This window comes from Ignavibacteriales bacterium (genome assembly GCA_016709765.1).
Taxonomy (GTDB): domain Bacteria; phylum Bacteroidota; class Ignavibacteria; order Ignavibacteriales; family Ignavibacteriaceae; genus IGN3.
Genome location: JADJMD010000008.1, coordinates 171,391 through 187,483 on the forward strand (window position 1 = coordinate 171,391; position 16,093 = coordinate 187,483).

Genomic DNA, 16,093 nt, shown 5'->3' on the forward strand with positions numbered 1-16,093 from the left:
TTCATATTTTTTTAGACAGAATAGATAAAAGAATAATTCGTTAATTTATGTTTTCATATTTTTTAATAACTAAATATTTTAATTCAGTATCACCAACATTCTTTATACCATGCTCAATATTTCTGGGACAATAAAAGGCTGAATATTGTTTACCCACAGTCATTTTTCCATCAAGATAAAATTCTGCTGTTCCCTCAAGGACGAAGAAAAATTCATCTTCTGAATGTGTATGAGGAGTATGCGTGGCTGAGTGTGGCGCCACAACACTCATTTTAAGAGTTCTTCCATCAATAAAATCTTTATTAAAAAACCAATATTGATATCCAACACTTGTACCTAGGGTATCCTCAAAATTAAATTCATTTACACACTCATCAATCGTCCAATGTTTTTTCTGATCTGATGAATCATTGCTTTCTTGTGCTAATGTGTTTGATGAGATCAGAATGCACAAAGAAATAAAAAACGTTTGGAACCTACAAACGGATATGGTCGAAATATTTTGTTTACTAATAATCATTTTTATATCCTATTAATCATCATTGATAATTAAGTATGCACCTTTAAAATCCTGATTTCTTACTTCGATGGTAGCTTTATCAAAACCTAAAGGTTTAAATTCAATTTGTACTTTACCATTTGCAGCTTCAATAGTTGAGCTCCCGGTAGGTGTTCCCATATTCTCAATCAAGTTTCCGGAACCACTTACTGAAAAATATATTCGCTTATTATAATCAAGACATCTTGATCCATTTTTATCAACAACCACAGCTTCAATTAGATAATTTCCGCTTTGCATTTTCATCCCGGTCACTTTTATCTCTTGGGGAATTTCTTGCTTCTTGAATGAATAATTTATTACAAGTGTATCTATTGCCACTTTTTTCTCATTATTATAACCAACTGCAACCAATTGATTTTTACCTTCAATAAAATTTACTTGCCAGGAAAGACCCGAGGCCGGGTATAAATTGATATCTTTTTCTTTTTTACTTATTAATAATTGATTAAGAAATAATTCCACTTTATCACAATTACTAAATACATTTACTTCACGTGATTTGTTCTGGGGTCCGCTTCTATCAGTCCAACTCTTAGATTCGATATAACAAAATGGATCATTGGTATTCCAGTAACTTTTAAATACATAAAAAGCATCCTTTGGATTTCCTGAACGATCAACAAGACCTTTTTGATTCATATAAGGTATTGCATTTTCCGGTCGTAGTGGCGTTCCGAAATCTTTAAATGCCCATTGAACATTGCCTGTGAATGACTTTGATAATTCTGAATATCTTAAATGCCAATCAAATAAATCCACAATGTAGTTTTCACTCCAATCTCCCATTGAGGCAATGTTATCTATTTTTACCTGGTTAGGTCTTTCTTCCCACTCGTTGGGATTCAAAACTCCTTCTCCATCAATTGGTTCCTCGTCATGTCTACCGACATGACTTGATCCGCCGTATTCAACATGAAGCATTTTAGGATATTTTTTTTGAGCATCTTCAATTGCTTGTGAATAATTTGTATATACACCAGAATACCAGCCAGACCAAACTGAAGGTGAAAACACGTCAACTATATCTGCTCCTTCATAATATTTACGAAGTCCGGTTAGCCGTGATGGATCTAAATCGTGTGCAATCTGATTTAGTTCTTTAAGGAAAAATCTAATCGAATCATTATTATCACCAGAAGGAAAATCGGGAATCCAATAGATTTCATTACCGAGTGACCAGATAATAATGCTTGAATGATTAAAGTTTTGTTCTATCATTTCAGTTAGCAATCTTTTTGAATTGGATTTCCATTCATCCCCACCTACTCCGCCTCTGCACCAAGGTAGTTCATCCCACGCAAGCAGACCAAGTTCATCACATAACTCATACACTTTTGGATCTTGCGGATAATGAGCAAGCCTTACAAAATTTGCTCCCATCTCTTTGATTAATTTAAAATCACCTTCTTTTACCTGATCCGGAAGAGCATTACCTAATCCGGCAAAATCTTCATGCCAGTGAGTACCCCGAATTAAAAATCGTTCGCCATTAAGAAAGAATGCACCATGTTCTTTAAACTCAAACCATCTGTATCCATAATTTCTATGAATTTCATCTATCAATTTTCCTTTTTGAAGAATTTGAATATTTACGGTATAAAGATTTGGATTTTCAGGTGACCATAATAATGGGTTTGTAATTTCTGGAAAATTAATTTCTATTGAATTTTCTCCAGAATTAGCTGAGAAGTTTTTTGTTATCTCAGATACAGTTTTACCTAAATTGTCCACAATTATAGTATTAACCTCAAAATCATTTTTTTGATCCGAAAATAAGTTTAATTCGAGTTCTGTCTTCGCTAATGTTTTATTAACAACCGGCGATTTAATTTTTGGTTCAAGTAAATATGACGAAGGTAGAACTTTTAACCATACATCTCTGTTAATTCCACCATAAATAAAAAAATCTGATTTTTGTGACGGGATAATATTTGGATTTACAGAATTGTCTACCCTCACTAGAATTTCATTTTCCATATCCATTTTTAGGTAAGGGGTAATATCAACATCAAATCCTATGTAACCGCCTACATGACCGCCAGCACGATTTCCATTTACAAAAACCTCAGAGATAATATTTACTCCTTCAAAGTGAAGGAATAGATTGAGATCAGAATTTATTTTAGGAATATAAATTTTCTTTAAATACCAACTTGCATCTCTTCTGTATCCAGGAATCACATCGGTTGCATCAAAATTATTCCAGGTATGTGGAAGATCTATTTTTTGCCAGTTACAAACCGATTTAGAGACTTCCGTTACACTCAAACAATTATCCTCTAAGTAATACCAATCGGTATTAATATTATATTCCTGTCTAAAAGGAATATCTTTAATAAAATTTTTTCTATTTTCTGACTCCATTGCTTTTTCTAATGCTTCCATAAAATAATAATCACCCGCCGGAAAGGATTCATCCACCCCCCACTTTTTATGATAATGATAAATCGTGTGTAGTAAAATTCCTTCTTCATTTTTTCTTGAACTAGTTATAAAAGAATATTTATTTGTAAGAGATGAAGTGATTTTGTAAGCAATATCTAAATAATTTTCAGTTAAATCTTTTGATTTAATAAGTTCAGAAAGTTGGAATAAACCAGAAGCAGCGATTGCTCCGGCAGAAGCATCGCGTAAATTGTTTTCGGAATCTAAATCCAAATCCCAAACAGGGATAAAATCATTTGGTAATTTTGATATGAAGTAGTCTGCCATTTTTTGTGATGCATTTAAAAATCTTTCATCGTTGGTATATTTATAAGCAATAGCAAATCCATATATCCCCCATGTCTGTCCTCTTGCCCAAGTTGATTCATCACTAAATCCTTGATGAGTTTTCTTTTCTAAAACTTTTCCTGTCAAAGGATCAAATTCTACAACGTGATAACTGGAAAAATCATCTCTAACAATTTCTTTTAAAGTAGTGAGAGCATGTTTGTATGCAATCTCATACATTTCACGGTTTCCAGTCTTCTCAGCTACCCAGAATAAAAGCTCAAGATTCATCATTGTATCAATTATTATCCAACCAGCTTTATCCGGATCATCGATGGTTCCCCAAGCTCGAATAAAAGATCCCTTGCCACTAAATCTTTTTACCAGCATTTCTGCGGCAATGATTAAAGCATCCAGATATTTTTTTTCACCGGTAAATTCGTATGCATTTTTGCAACTCGGAAGAAAAATAAATCCCATATCATGGGTGTAGTCAATTCCAGAATAGGTTAATAAATTATTAGCTTGTGCAATAGCTAAATTCTTAAATTTTTCATCACCGTTTATCTTATACATATTCCAGAGTTCGCCAGAAAGAAACCCTGATAGCCAATTAATCTTGTTTCGAAATTTCCATGAACCATTTTCTGTATATTCAGGAAATTTATTCCCAATTATTTTTTCTTTCTTAATTAATTGTTCTGATAACTGATCAAGAAAGTTTGAATCACGCAATGTTTTTTGAGAATATGATATATTTTTAATTAGAGCAAAGATTATTAAAACTGATAATATTTTTTTCATAGCAAATTTGTATTTATTAAACTCAATTAAATGTTTTTTAATCATCAATCCATAAAATGGGCTGCCGAATAAAATAATTTCTTATAATTTCATCAACTTTTGGTACAGGATCAAGAGTCATCCATAATGAAATATATTTTTCATCGTTATAAGCCAATCCTGAAAATAATAATGAGGGTTGCCTAACAGGCCAATTATCAAAATACATTACATCTTTTGCATATGCCCAACTTTTCTTATCTAAAATAAATGGGTATATAAATTCCATTGCATTTCGAATGTTTTTATTACCATCCGTATAAAAATTCCAAAGATTTTCATTAACTGATAATATCTTTACAACCATTACCATTGCGTCAAGATTAAATAATGAATAGCCGTAAGGTTTAGTCCTTTCTAATTCTAGCGGAAAACTTCCATTTTGAGCCATTTGCTTCGGTAGCAAATCATTTTTAAAATGATTTGAGCAATACTCCATTTTCTCTAAATCATTTGTAAACTTTGCATATTGCGCTACCTGCATATTCCAGCAAGTGCTATGATTATTTCCGTTATCCCGTTCATCAATTCCAAACTGATCGGTAAAAAGCCATTCATTGTATTTACTAAACCAGTCCTTTACTGCAGTTAATTCTTCCTCAGAAATTAGGTTTAATTTTTCCATAACAATTATTGCTTGTACTATTTCAACAAGATGAATTGTATCAATTATTCCAATCCCTCTTCCGGATGTTATGCCTTTAATAGCTTGTGCATATCTTAAGTTGGGATTCATTCTTGTTTGATTGTTAACAAACCAGGCATTTAAATGTTTTAAGGCATGCTCAACATATACATTATCCTTAGTAAATATATATGCTGCAATTAAAGTTGGTACCTGAATACTAAAATTAATTAAAGCCTGCCTGTGAGAATTGAAATTATTTGGATTAGATAATCCGTCTTTTCGAATATATGGTGCTTCAGGGTCAGAAGGATTTGGCCACCAGTAATCACCTTCAGAATAATAATCGTGTTTACCGCCAAAACTTCTGTCCGCTGGGAAAGATGTAATGGTAATTGGGGTTTCTTTTAAATATAGATTTGCTTCCTTAATAACTCTGTCAGAATCAAGACCTGTTATCACACTTCTAATATTTTGTACCGGAGATTGAGCCCAAATAGAGTTTACGAAATACAACGAAATAAATGTTGTATAAAATAGTATTTGAAGTTTACTATTAATCATTTAGTAAATATTTATTATTTGAGTAACACTAGTTTTTTTGTTGCAACAAAATCTCCGGCCTGCAATCTATAAAAATAAACTCCGTTTGAAAATTCCGATGCATTCAACTTGACATCATAACTTCCAATCTGCTTTTCTTCATTCAATAAAGTGATAATTTCATTGCCAAGTATATCATAAATTTTAATAATTACGCTACTTTTCTGTGGGATAGAATATTGAATTGTTGTGACTGGGTTAAATGGGTTTGGATAATTCTGATATAAAATAAATGAACCAAGATTTAAGCTTATGTTTGAACCTGTTCCGATATCTGTTACAATTTCGTTTGCATATGGTCCAACATCATTAGCAGTTAGTGGTTTTCTTGTGATTGAATCACTTGAGTATTCGTCAGATCCAATATCTTTAAGACCTAATCTTTGTTGTCCATTAAAATCATCCCCCACATAATCATACAATCCAGTAGCACTATCAATTGCTGGACTAGAGCTTGAAATAAAAAACAGTGAGTCTATTTCAGTCAATAAAGGATCAATTTTCTTTATCTGCCCATAACTTGCTGTTATACCTAATACCGCATTTTCCGTTGGAAACATAATATTAGATTCCCATCCCATACTAATTGGTTGAGTATAAATATGGACTAACTCATTCTCCGATCCTTTCACAATGTTATTTACAATTAAATTGTTACTTGGAGCCTTTGAATAGCTGCCATTGTTAGTATATCCAATTTCAATATTGTGCAAATTGTTCACGAAGGTATTGAAAGCGATTACAGTATTTCTGGGTCTAAAATGTTTAGACCAACTAGTTGAAGTGCTGTAGTCAGCATCACCGTTTGTAATCGTTAAAGCCGCGTCCCAAATATTTCCTGTTAATCCCTCGAAATAGTTGTTGTATATTTTATGATCATCACCATAAAATCTTATTCCTCCGGTTCCTGCTTTGCTTTGTCCAAAGAAATAATTTCCGTTAACTGTTGTACGATCACCATGCCTTAAACACAAAGTTCCCTGAGAAGAAACAAAAGTATTATACCGTACTATGTTATCACAAGTTTTTACAGAAATAATCTCCGGATCACCATCACAGTTTTCAAATAAATTATACTCGATTGTTGTAAATCCACTGGACCTTGAAAGTTCGCTCCAGCCAACTCTAATTGCCTCCATTTCGTTTACTATGCGTGGTCCAATATTTCTAAAATGATTATGATCAATTAAATCATATTGAGATGATAGATAAACAGGATCGCCGCTCCCATCAACTGTTATATAATTTCCAGCGAGATATTTGTTTTCAAATAGGTTGTGGTCTATTCGATTATGATAGCTGACAGCATTCGGATCGTTCCAAACACCACCAATAATAATCCATTTAAGTGAAGTTGTCTCAACCAGTCTGAAGATGTTTCTAGTAATTCTAATATTATTGCTAGCCTGCAATTTTAATACTGTTGCATCCGTGCTGGTAAAAAGAAATCCCTGGATGGTTATATATGCACATTGTCTGAAATCGAAATAGGAATTCCCTTTTAGCTCTGATAAACCAATGTTTTTAGCTTTGATTAATATTGGTAGCTCTATAGTCCCATTGTTATACATCGTAATAGATCCGATGTTATTGTAAACACCATCTGCCAGCTCAACTGTATCGCCGGGAACAGCATTTACACAAGCACTTTTAAAACTTGAGGAAGTACTAACTTGTATTATCCTTGCAAATGAAATTTGTCCTAAAAGGAAAAAAGTAATTACTACTAAAAGTTTTATTTTCATTGATTCACTTCTAAATTAATTTTAATTGATTTGCCATTTAGAAATAACTCACGGGCTATTTTATCGAGTGATGATATTTTTATTTGATTGCCTTCAATTATTTCGACCTCTAAACTTATTATATCTTTTGATTTTATTTTGATCCCATTAGCTATAAAAAAGGTGCCATCTTTTATCAATATATTTTTTAAAGAATCATTAATAAAAGTTGTTGCGATCAATTTGGCATCGGTTTCAAATTCATCTAATTTTAATTTTGGTTGATTAATTATGTACGCTGTTAATTTCAGACTGTCGGCAAACAATACAATTTGTTTATTCCCATCTCGCTCAAATAATCTAATTTCTGGAGAGAGTAAAGATTCAGTTTTTTGAGGATAGAGTACTGTTAAAAATGAATAATCCTTCACACCCTTTTTTTCGAATTGTACTGAGTTTGTCCAGAAATTTTTTCGAGAGGTAATTTCCATATTTGTAGGATCAGCTTGAAGAATATCCAACACTGCTGTTTTACCTTTATATCTTGCCCAATTACTTTGTGAATCGATTGAATAATTTCCCTGCCATATCTGTTGATATGAGTGAATTTGATCAGAAATAAATTTATCAACAACTAACCAACAGTATGGTTTGAAGAATAGTATCGACCTTTCGTACTTAATACTTAGTGATTCAAATCCATTATGAGATCCGGAAAAGAAATCATAATGATTCCCAGATAACCAATCATTTATGACTGGTTTTGGTAATTTTTCCCAGATACCAAAACCTGTTCTTGCTGTATTACTAATCCAATTTTGTCCCTGAAGATAGTTATCTGCGATTGCAACATTTTTAACTAAAGAATTCTTCATTGTTCTATAGGATGGATTGCTGTATTTCACTCTATAGTTGGGGAGAATTTCTTCCCCATTGGCATAAGCTATAATTCCTAAAATTCCACCGTGCGTATGATCAGGTTTGTATTTAGCCAAGCCTCCATCAACTACCATATATAGATCACTTTTATTCCAGCCTGTTCGCATCACATAATAATTCGATGAATCAAGAGCAACTGAGCCAAGCGATGGTTTTTCAATAGAAATATTTTTGTATTCCGAAAGAAAATTGCTTGAAAAGAACCAATAAAAATCAGGAGGAAATGTTTCCTCACCGAAATACTTATAGATTGGAGAATTAAATAATAAAGCACCTAAACTCATAAATCTCGATTCTCCTGGATCTCTTAATTCAGCTGCGTCATTAGACAATGGTTGGCCAGTAGTTGAAATTGTATCTGTAGTGTGGAATTGATAACTATCCTGTGCATCCTGTAAAACAGGTAAACTTTTATTGGGCTGGGATAACTTAATTATTGCATCAAACATTTGGTGAAATCGATTCACAAAATTAGACGGCAGTTCAACTTTATTTATTTTTGATATCTGATATACTCTGAAGTAATTAATAATATCTAACTTGAAATAATGTGAAGCTCGTTCAAATTGAAAACCATCTGGTTTTATTTCTTTTTCAATATGTTCAATTATTACTCTCTTTGCTTCACTATTCCAAAAATTCATAACAGAAATCTCAGGAAACATAATTGACATTTCATATAAGCCAGCAAGACCATGCAGTTGGTGATTACCCCAATTAAATTCTTTGCATACATCGTATAACCTGGCTCCGTGCAGAATAAAAACTTTTATCATTAAAATCTGATCCTGCCAATTATAGTCATCAGCACCTAATAAAATCTGATGCATAAACAACCAGTTTCTTGTTCTGTGTCCTGCATAAAATCTTTCGAAGATATCATTCCTGCCAGTCTCAACTTTTCCATTTTCAAAGTCAGAGACAAAATCTCTTATTTCATTCATCAAGTATTCTAAGTAAAAATTTTTATGATTTGTTAAGAAATAAGCTAATGAAATAGTAGGAGCTACTTCTTGTCTGGCGAGATATCGGACTGTATTTGGTGTATGTATTCTTCCAAGTAAATCTATACCTGGCTGAAGCCAATCAATATTAGTTCCATATGTTTTAATAAACTCATCGGCATTTTCAATTATTTTATCAGATTGATTAGGATATGCATTCTTAAATTCAGCAGCTCTTTGTTCAATATCTTTATAATTAAAAAAGTAAGAAGGTGATTTCCTTGTCCTAAAATATTCAGCCAAGTATCTTAATGCTGTGATAGTATCCTGTTTTTGAAGTGATTTATGGAAAGATCGTGTTGAATCTTCAGGCAAGCTGATAAGAGTAATTAACTCTTTATCGGTCACTAATCGATCACGAGGAATTTTCTCTTGGTTCGAAATATAATCTTGTGAAGACAAATTAAAATTACAAAGCAGAATAATTATAAGACTGAATTGGGGAAATATTTTACTTGACATTGTCATTATATCTCACCTTTAAAAAGTAAATCGCGCTCATATATTTGTCTGAGATTGAGCGCGATTACTACTATAATGTACATAGTTAATTTGTTATATCACTTCTCGACAGGAGCAATTTGCTTTGCAAAGAAAAATATTGCAAAGACTCCTAATGGAACAAATACAGCGATCATTATAAATATTGGTATATATGAATATTTGGAAATTATAGGAACAAGAAAATTCATCACAATCACAGCAAATACTCCGACTGATCCACCAAATCCAGCTAATGTTCCAACCGATTTTCCGCTAAACAAATCACTAGGAATGGTTTGGATATTGCCAATCGCAAATTGAAATCCAAATAAAACAAAGGCAACAATTACGACAAATTTAAGTGGAGTATCTGCCAATAATATAGTAGCAACCAATCCTAAAAACATTATAACTCCACCAATAACTATTGCGGTTTTTCTGGCTTTATTTAAGTTAGTACCCTTACTCATCAATTTGCCTGCATAGTAACCGCCTGAAATACTTCCAATCGCAGCACCGACATATGGCACCCAAGCAAAGAATCCAATTTCTTTAACATTAAATCCATAAACTTCTGCCAGATAAATCGGCATCCAACCAACAAATAACCACCAGATAGGTTCGAGAAAAAATCTTCCAACAAGTACGGCCCAAGATTCTCTATAAGACAGAATCTGTTTTATAGTTAGTCCTTTTCCCTTTACATTTTTCCTATCCTGCTCACTTTGACCCGAGAGAATATGTTCTCGTTCTTCTTCTGAAAGCCAAGGATGTTCTGCTGGAATTTTCTTGTTGATAATTAACCATGGAATTAACCAGATTATTCCAAATGAACCAACTATCATAAAAGTAGTTTGCCATCCAAATGCTGCCCAAAGAGTTGCAATAAGAGGTGGTGCGATAACAGAACCAATGGAAGCACCGGCATTAAATATTCCCTGGGCGATTGCTCTTTCCTTTATTGGGAACCATTCTGCATTAGATTTTACTGCTCCAGGCCAGTTACCTGCTTCTCCAATTCCAAGAGTTGCTCTTAAAAAACTGAACGATAAGATTCCACGAGCAAATGAATGCATAAATGATGAAATTCCCCAAACTCCAATAGCAATTACATATCCAAGTCTAGTTCCAACCTTATCAAAAACTTTTCCGGAAACTAACTGTCCAATAGCATAAGCGACCATGAATACATTAAGAATAAATGCATAATCATTCTTGTCCATACCCAAATCTTTTGAGATGCTGGGCCACATTAAGGAAAGTGTGCTTCGATCAATGTAATTAATAAGAGTGGCCAGAGCAATTAGACTGATTATCCACCAGCGTAAACCTTTAACTTTTTTCACTCACTCTCCTACTTGTCTTATAAATTAAATTATTTTGTATATCCGGACATTCCTGCAAGAAAATCTTCTCGCACGGGACTAAATACATCAATTAATATTCCTGCTTCAAGACACACTGCACCGTGTTCAATATGTGGAGGGATATAAAAACCATCTCCACCATTTAGAACTTCTGTTTTATCACCAACTGTTACTTCAAATGCTCCGCTAACAACATACGTGGTTTGACTATGTATGTGTGCATGTTTGGCACCAATTCCTCCTTTATCAAAATGAACTTTTACCATCATAATTTCATCATTAAAGCCCATAAATTTTCTTTTCATTCCCGGCGCAACTTCTTCCCATTCCATTGGTTCAGTCTTTATAAAAATATCACTCTGGTTTTGCATAATTACCTCTTTTTTACTTTTGAATCGCAATCGGTCCAACCCAACTAAGTTCGGAACCGTTATCTAATTTTACTTTGTGATTAGCTTTATCATCAGCATTATTGTTACAAATCATAACTTTCCAACTAAGATTATTTTTTCCTAAAATACTTGCGATAGTATATTCATCATCTGATTGAAGAACTTTAATTACTTCAAATGCTGAATATGAATTAAAAGAATATTCAAGAGTAGGATTAAAATCACCGTGGGGCTCAATGATATTTACAAATGTGTGATTATCATCCTTAACTCGAAACATAATTCCCTGATCATTTCTTAAATTAAAGCTTGGATCGTTTGCACCAACTTCAGTGAATAATATTTGTGTGTTCTTATCAGTGTTTGAAGTAATCGAATAGTAGCGCTCACCATTTAACCAAGTAAATGATGAAGTAATATCAGATTTTCCTTCGGCGGTTAACCAAAGATGCTGATAACCATTTTTTAGACCCAATGGATTTCGTGATGTAGTTTTGGCATCATAATCATATGTTGTTGACATAAAATGTCCCATATAATAAAATGGAAGATCATATTGGTGCTGTTTGTCGGATTTAACTCTGAATACATCAATAACAATTGGTCTTAATAATCCAGGATCATTTACCATTAATAGAGTACGATGCATCAAGACCCCATCATAAGCATTAACATCTTTTGCACTTGTAATCTGGATATCAGGATTTGTTAGGCTGGAATAATAAAGATCTGGATGAAATTTTTGTGATTCTGATTGTTTACCATTAAAATTTGTAGTTTCATCAATTACCAAGGTATTGTGTGCGACTGTTTGCAATGCATAAGTTTTATTTTCAAGCAAATATCTTCCACCGGATTTCTGTTCGACATTTAGAAATCTTGCTGCGCCGTAATCTTGAATTACTTCTCTGCCCTGATCATAAAATAGCATGCTCATTTTATCGAAATGCCCGTGAGATAATCCATGAGCGCTATATTTAAATAGTAGGCATTCCATATCGCTATTTGGTCCCCAACGTAAAATACTTACACCGCCTTCATCGCCTTTGGGTCCATCAACATAGTTTACACTCATCCATTTAAATTCAGGAATAGTTTTTAATTCACTAATCGCTTCTGCGACTTTAATTCCACCTTTAGAAAAGCTAACTCTATCCTGTTTCTGTGCAATACTGAGTAATGATTTATCTTCGCCATATCTGTCGTAAACAAAATTAAGAGCATAAACAATTTCTGAAGATAAATAGGTCTTTTCTTTTAGAGCATCATTGATAGGAATAAATTCACCATTGGTATACGTCATCTGCATCGCGGAGTAAAAAGCATTCTTAAGTATCTGATTTCTAACTTCATAGATTTTTAGATCTGGCATATTATTTTGAATTGACTCAGCAAAAATGAAGAATGGCCAAAGAGCATATCTCACATAATATCCTCCTTCTGTATAATAACCATCTGGAGAAAAGAGTAAATTAAGCTGAGCAATAAATCCACCCTCACCATCTTTTTTAGATCCATACAATGATTTTTGGATTAACTCTTCATTATTTAAAACAAATCCTGTCATTCCAACAGCAGCAACCATCCAGGTTCCATGGTTATGAATAAGGTTGAACTCGTGCTCAGATTCTTCTGAAAAGAATTTTGCCATTGGGAGGAAAATATTTTTTTCATAGTTGTTTCTATCACCTTTAGACAGCCAATCATATATACAATCATAAGCCTGGATTGTGTGTAGAAGCCAAACAGTTTCATTCAGTGATTGCCAAAAAAGTCTTCCAGGGGTTTGATCTTTAGCTTGCGGATGCAATCCGATAGTAGGATAAAGCTTAGCATATTTATCTAACATCGTTTTAATAACTTGTGCGTACTTTGAATCATTAGTAACAGAATAAAGAATTCCGGCTTTGTACATTAAGTCATAATTTTGTTTATGTCTTTCATGAGTGTACCCACCACCAGGATCCAAAGGTACTGGAACATCAATATCATCATTCAATACATCATCAATATCATTTTCCACTGATTCATAAGTTTTATCAAATAAAGGAATCTTACCAAGATTGTTTTGTATCTCAGCAATAACCTCTTTTGTAAGGATTAATTTGGGATGTTCTGTTTGAGCATTAACATAAATACTACATATCAATACAAAAAACGATAAAACAAATATTGAAAATTTTCTCATCAACCAATCCTTTGTTAAATGAAATATGTTCCACCATTAATTTCAATTGAAGCTCCTGTAATAAAGGAAGATTCGCCTGAACATAAATAAACTACTAAGTCTGCAACTTCGTTAGCTTTACCTTCTCTTCTTAATGGTGTTGAGCCCGCAACTTTTTCTCTAACTTCTGGCTTTGTAAATGTATCGTGAAAAGTAGTGTTTATCATTCCTGGTGATACCGCATTTACTCTTATGCCTTTTGGACCTAATTCCTTAGCTAATCCACGAGTAAAAGTTAAGACACCACCTTTGGCTGTTGCATAAGCAAGTGCACCGGGTCCGCCACCATCACGAGCAGCTTGAGAAGAAAAATTAACTATTGCTCCACCTGTACCCATAAATGGCAATGCTGCTTTTGTAACCATAAAAACGGTTTTAAGATTAAGTGTCATTAGAAAATCCCAGAATTGTTCATCCATTTCCTCAACTGTCTTTCTGCCAACTAGCCCGCCCGTTACATTTACAAGTAAATCTATTTTGGAACCATAAGCATCGGTACAAGATTTAACTAAGTTATCAATGTCTTTTTGTTTGGTAAGATCGCCTTTAACCATTATTGCTTCACCACCACTATCCTTAATATCCTGTAAGGTTAAATCACCTTTCTCATCACTATCAAAATAATTGTAACATACTTTCACTCCGAGTGATGCTAATTTTTTAGAAATTTCTCCGCCAATATCTCTGCCACCACCAGTTACTAATGCAACTTTATTTTTTAGATTTACCATTTAAATCTCCTATATCTATTTTTATGTAATGTTTTACAAATATGATTAAATATCACTGACTATTTTTTGTTTTTGTGCTTCTAACATTTTTTCAGCATGTTCTTCAGCAATTTTCAGATGCTCTTCCATGGCCGTCCTAGCTTTTTCTGCATCCCTGCTTATTACCGCATCGAGAATCTTCTGATGCCAAATAACTGCAGAGCCTTTTGCATCATCTACGGTTGCATATATCGTTGATTTTACTTCAGGGATAAGTTCGTGAATAGGATGCAACAAAAGTGGCATAATTCTATTTCGTGATGCACGGGCTAAATCTAAATGAAACATTGTATCCAGATTTGCTAGTTCCACATAATCACCGGAGCATTTTTTCAGATTTTCAATATCCCCTGTCAATCGCTCAATATCTTCCTCATTAAAATTTAACGCTGCGTAATATGAAATAGCTGGTTCTATAATTTGTCTTGCATGAACTAAATCCATTACAAAATTTCGATCCGCTCTAAGTATTAAGTATTTTCGCATCAGGTTAGTAACTGTTTCAGTAGAGATCTTTTTTACAAACATCCCTTTGCCTTTAACAATCTCAATAATCCCTTGGGCCTCAAGTGTTCCTAAGGCTTCTCGAACAGATGTACGACTTACACCGAACTGTTCACATAATTCATTCTCTGAAGGTAATTTGGAACCAGCAATATACTTATTCTCCAAAATAGCTTGTTCTATCTGTTGAATTATCAACTTACCTATAGGTTCTCTAGTTTCTAATAAAGTAAATATATTTTCTCCGTTCATTCCTTTATCCTTTTTAATATGCACAAAGAGATTTTTTTTATCTATCAACTCGTCCAGACGCATCTCCTTTAGCAAGCTTCTCCACTTCGTCCAATGAAACTAAATTAAAGTCTCCCAAAATCGTTTGCTTTAAGCACGATGCTGCAACCGCAAATTCAAGTGCTTCTGATGTGTTGTTCTTAGTTAGGAGACCATAAATTAATCCGCTAGCAAAAGAATCTCCCCCACCAACTCTATCAACAATTTGAATATCATATTTTTTAGAACGATATGGTTTCTTGCAATCTTTATCATCTAAAAGCAACGCGCTCCATCCATTTCTTGAGGCAGAATAACTTTCTCTAAGTGTAATTGCTACAGCCTCAAATGAATATTTTTCCTTCAATGATTTTGCCAATTTAAAGTAACCTTCTTCATCTAGCTCAGCATGAGAGACACTTGTATTTTGTGCTTTCATTCCCAAACTCTTTTCAGCATCCTCCTCATTTGCAATACAAACATCAACATACTCCATAAGTGGAATCATGACACTTTGTGCTTCTTTTTCAGTCCACATTTTTTTTCTAAAGTTAAGATCACAGCTAACCTTAACACCTTTTTTTTGAGCAACCTTACATGCATTAATAATTAATTCCTGAGAATTTTTTCCTAAAGCCGGGGTGATTCCTGTCCAATGGAACCATTTGCAATTATTAAAAATATTATCCCAATTTAATTCATCTGCCGTAATTGATCGTACTGCTGAGTTGTCACGATCATATATCACTTTTGAGGCTCTTTGACTTGCACCAGTTTCTAAAAAGTAAATGCCAACTCTATCCCCCCCACGAACGATATAGTCAGTTTTTACACCAAATCGCCTAAGATGATTAACAGCAGATTGTCCTATCTCGTGTTTTGGAAGTTTAGAAACAAAGTAACTTTCAAATCCGTAGTTCGAAAGGGCAACAGCTACATTTGCTTCACCGCCACCATATGTAACATCAAACTTTTGAGACTGTACAAATCTTTCATATCCCGGTGTAGAAAGTCTCATCATTATTTCACCAAGAGTAACAACCTTATGTGACATATTATCTCCTACGC

11 protein-coding genes are annotated in these 16,093 nt (G+C 33.5%); all 11 read right to left on the reverse strand.

The features are described from left to right. Positions 1-40: 40 nt before the first annotated feature. The 11 genes from IPJ23_02175 to IPJ23_02225 all read right to left on the reverse strand — a co-directional run bounded on the left by IPJ23_02175 (position 41) and on the right by IPJ23_02225 (position 16,079). Positions 41-520 carry a cupin domain-containing protein gene (locus IPJ23_02175; protein MBK7629527.1) on the reverse strand — a complete coding sequence of 160 codons (480 nt, stop codon included), beginning with the start codon at positions 518-520 and terminating at the stop codon, positions 41-43. 12 nt (positions 521-532) lie between these two features. After that, positions 533-4,078, reverse strand: coding sequence for a glycoside hydrolase family 88 protein (locus tag IPJ23_02180; protein MBK7629528.1), 3,546 nt, complete (start codon positions 4,076-4,078; stop codon positions 533-535). A gap of 37 nt (positions 4,079-4,115) precedes the next feature. Beyond that, positions 4,116-5,306 (reverse strand): alginate lyase family protein, encoded by a 1,191-nt coding sequence (locus IPJ23_02185; protein MBK7629529.1) that lies wholly within the window; start codon positions 5,304-5,306, stop codon positions 4,116-4,118. A 14-nt stretch (positions 5,307-5,320) separates the two neighbouring features. Beyond that, the gene (locus IPJ23_02190) at positions 5,321-7,090 is read right to left on the reverse strand and encodes a T9SS type A sorting domain-containing protein (GenBank protein ID MBK7629530.1); all 1,770 of its coding nucleotides are present in this window, start codon (positions 7,088-7,090) and stop codon (positions 5,321-5,323) included. Next, on the reverse strand, positions 7,087-9,480 hold the full coding sequence (locus IPJ23_02195; protein ID MBK7629531.1) for a heparinase II/III family protein: 2,394 nt from the start codon (positions 9,478-9,480) through the stop codon (positions 7,087-7,089). Before IPJ23_02195 ends, IPJ23_02190 begins: the two co-directional genes overlap by 4 nt. 92 nt (positions 9,481-9,572) lie before the next feature. After that, a complete protein-coding gene (locus IPJ23_02200; protein ID MBK7629532.1) occupies positions 9,573-10,841 on the reverse strand; it encodes an MFS transporter in 1,269 nt (422 codons plus the stop codon). 29 nt (positions 10,842-10,870) lie between these two features. Beyond that, complete coding sequence (locus IPJ23_02205; protein MBK7629533.1) at positions 10,871-11,233, reverse strand: cupin domain-containing protein; 363 nt, start codon at positions 11,231-11,233, stop codon at positions 10,871-10,873. A gap of 13 nt (positions 11,234-11,246) precedes the next feature. After that, entirely contained in the window at positions 11,247-13,442 is a 2,196-nt protein-coding gene (locus IPJ23_02210; GenBank protein ID MBK7629534.1) for an alginate lyase family protein, read from the reverse strand. Between the two features lie 14 nt (positions 13,443-13,456). Further along, on the reverse strand, positions 13,457-14,212 hold the full coding sequence (locus IPJ23_02215; GenBank protein ID MBK7629535.1) for an SDR family oxidoreductase: 756 nt from the start codon (positions 14,210-14,212) through the stop codon (positions 13,457-13,459). A 45-nt stretch (positions 14,213-14,257) separates the two neighbouring features. After that, on the reverse strand, positions 14,258-15,055 hold the full coding sequence (locus IPJ23_02220) for a FadR family transcriptional regulator (protein MBK7629536.1): 798 nt from the start codon (positions 15,053-15,055) through the stop codon (positions 14,258-14,260). After that, positions 15,045-16,079, reverse strand: coding sequence for a sugar kinase (locus tag IPJ23_02225; GenBank protein MBK7629537.1), 1,035 nt, complete (start codon positions 16,077-16,079; stop codon positions 15,045-15,047). Before IPJ23_02225 ends, IPJ23_02220 begins: the two co-directional genes overlap by 11 nt. Between the last annotated feature and the right edge of the window lie 14 nt (positions 16,080-16,093).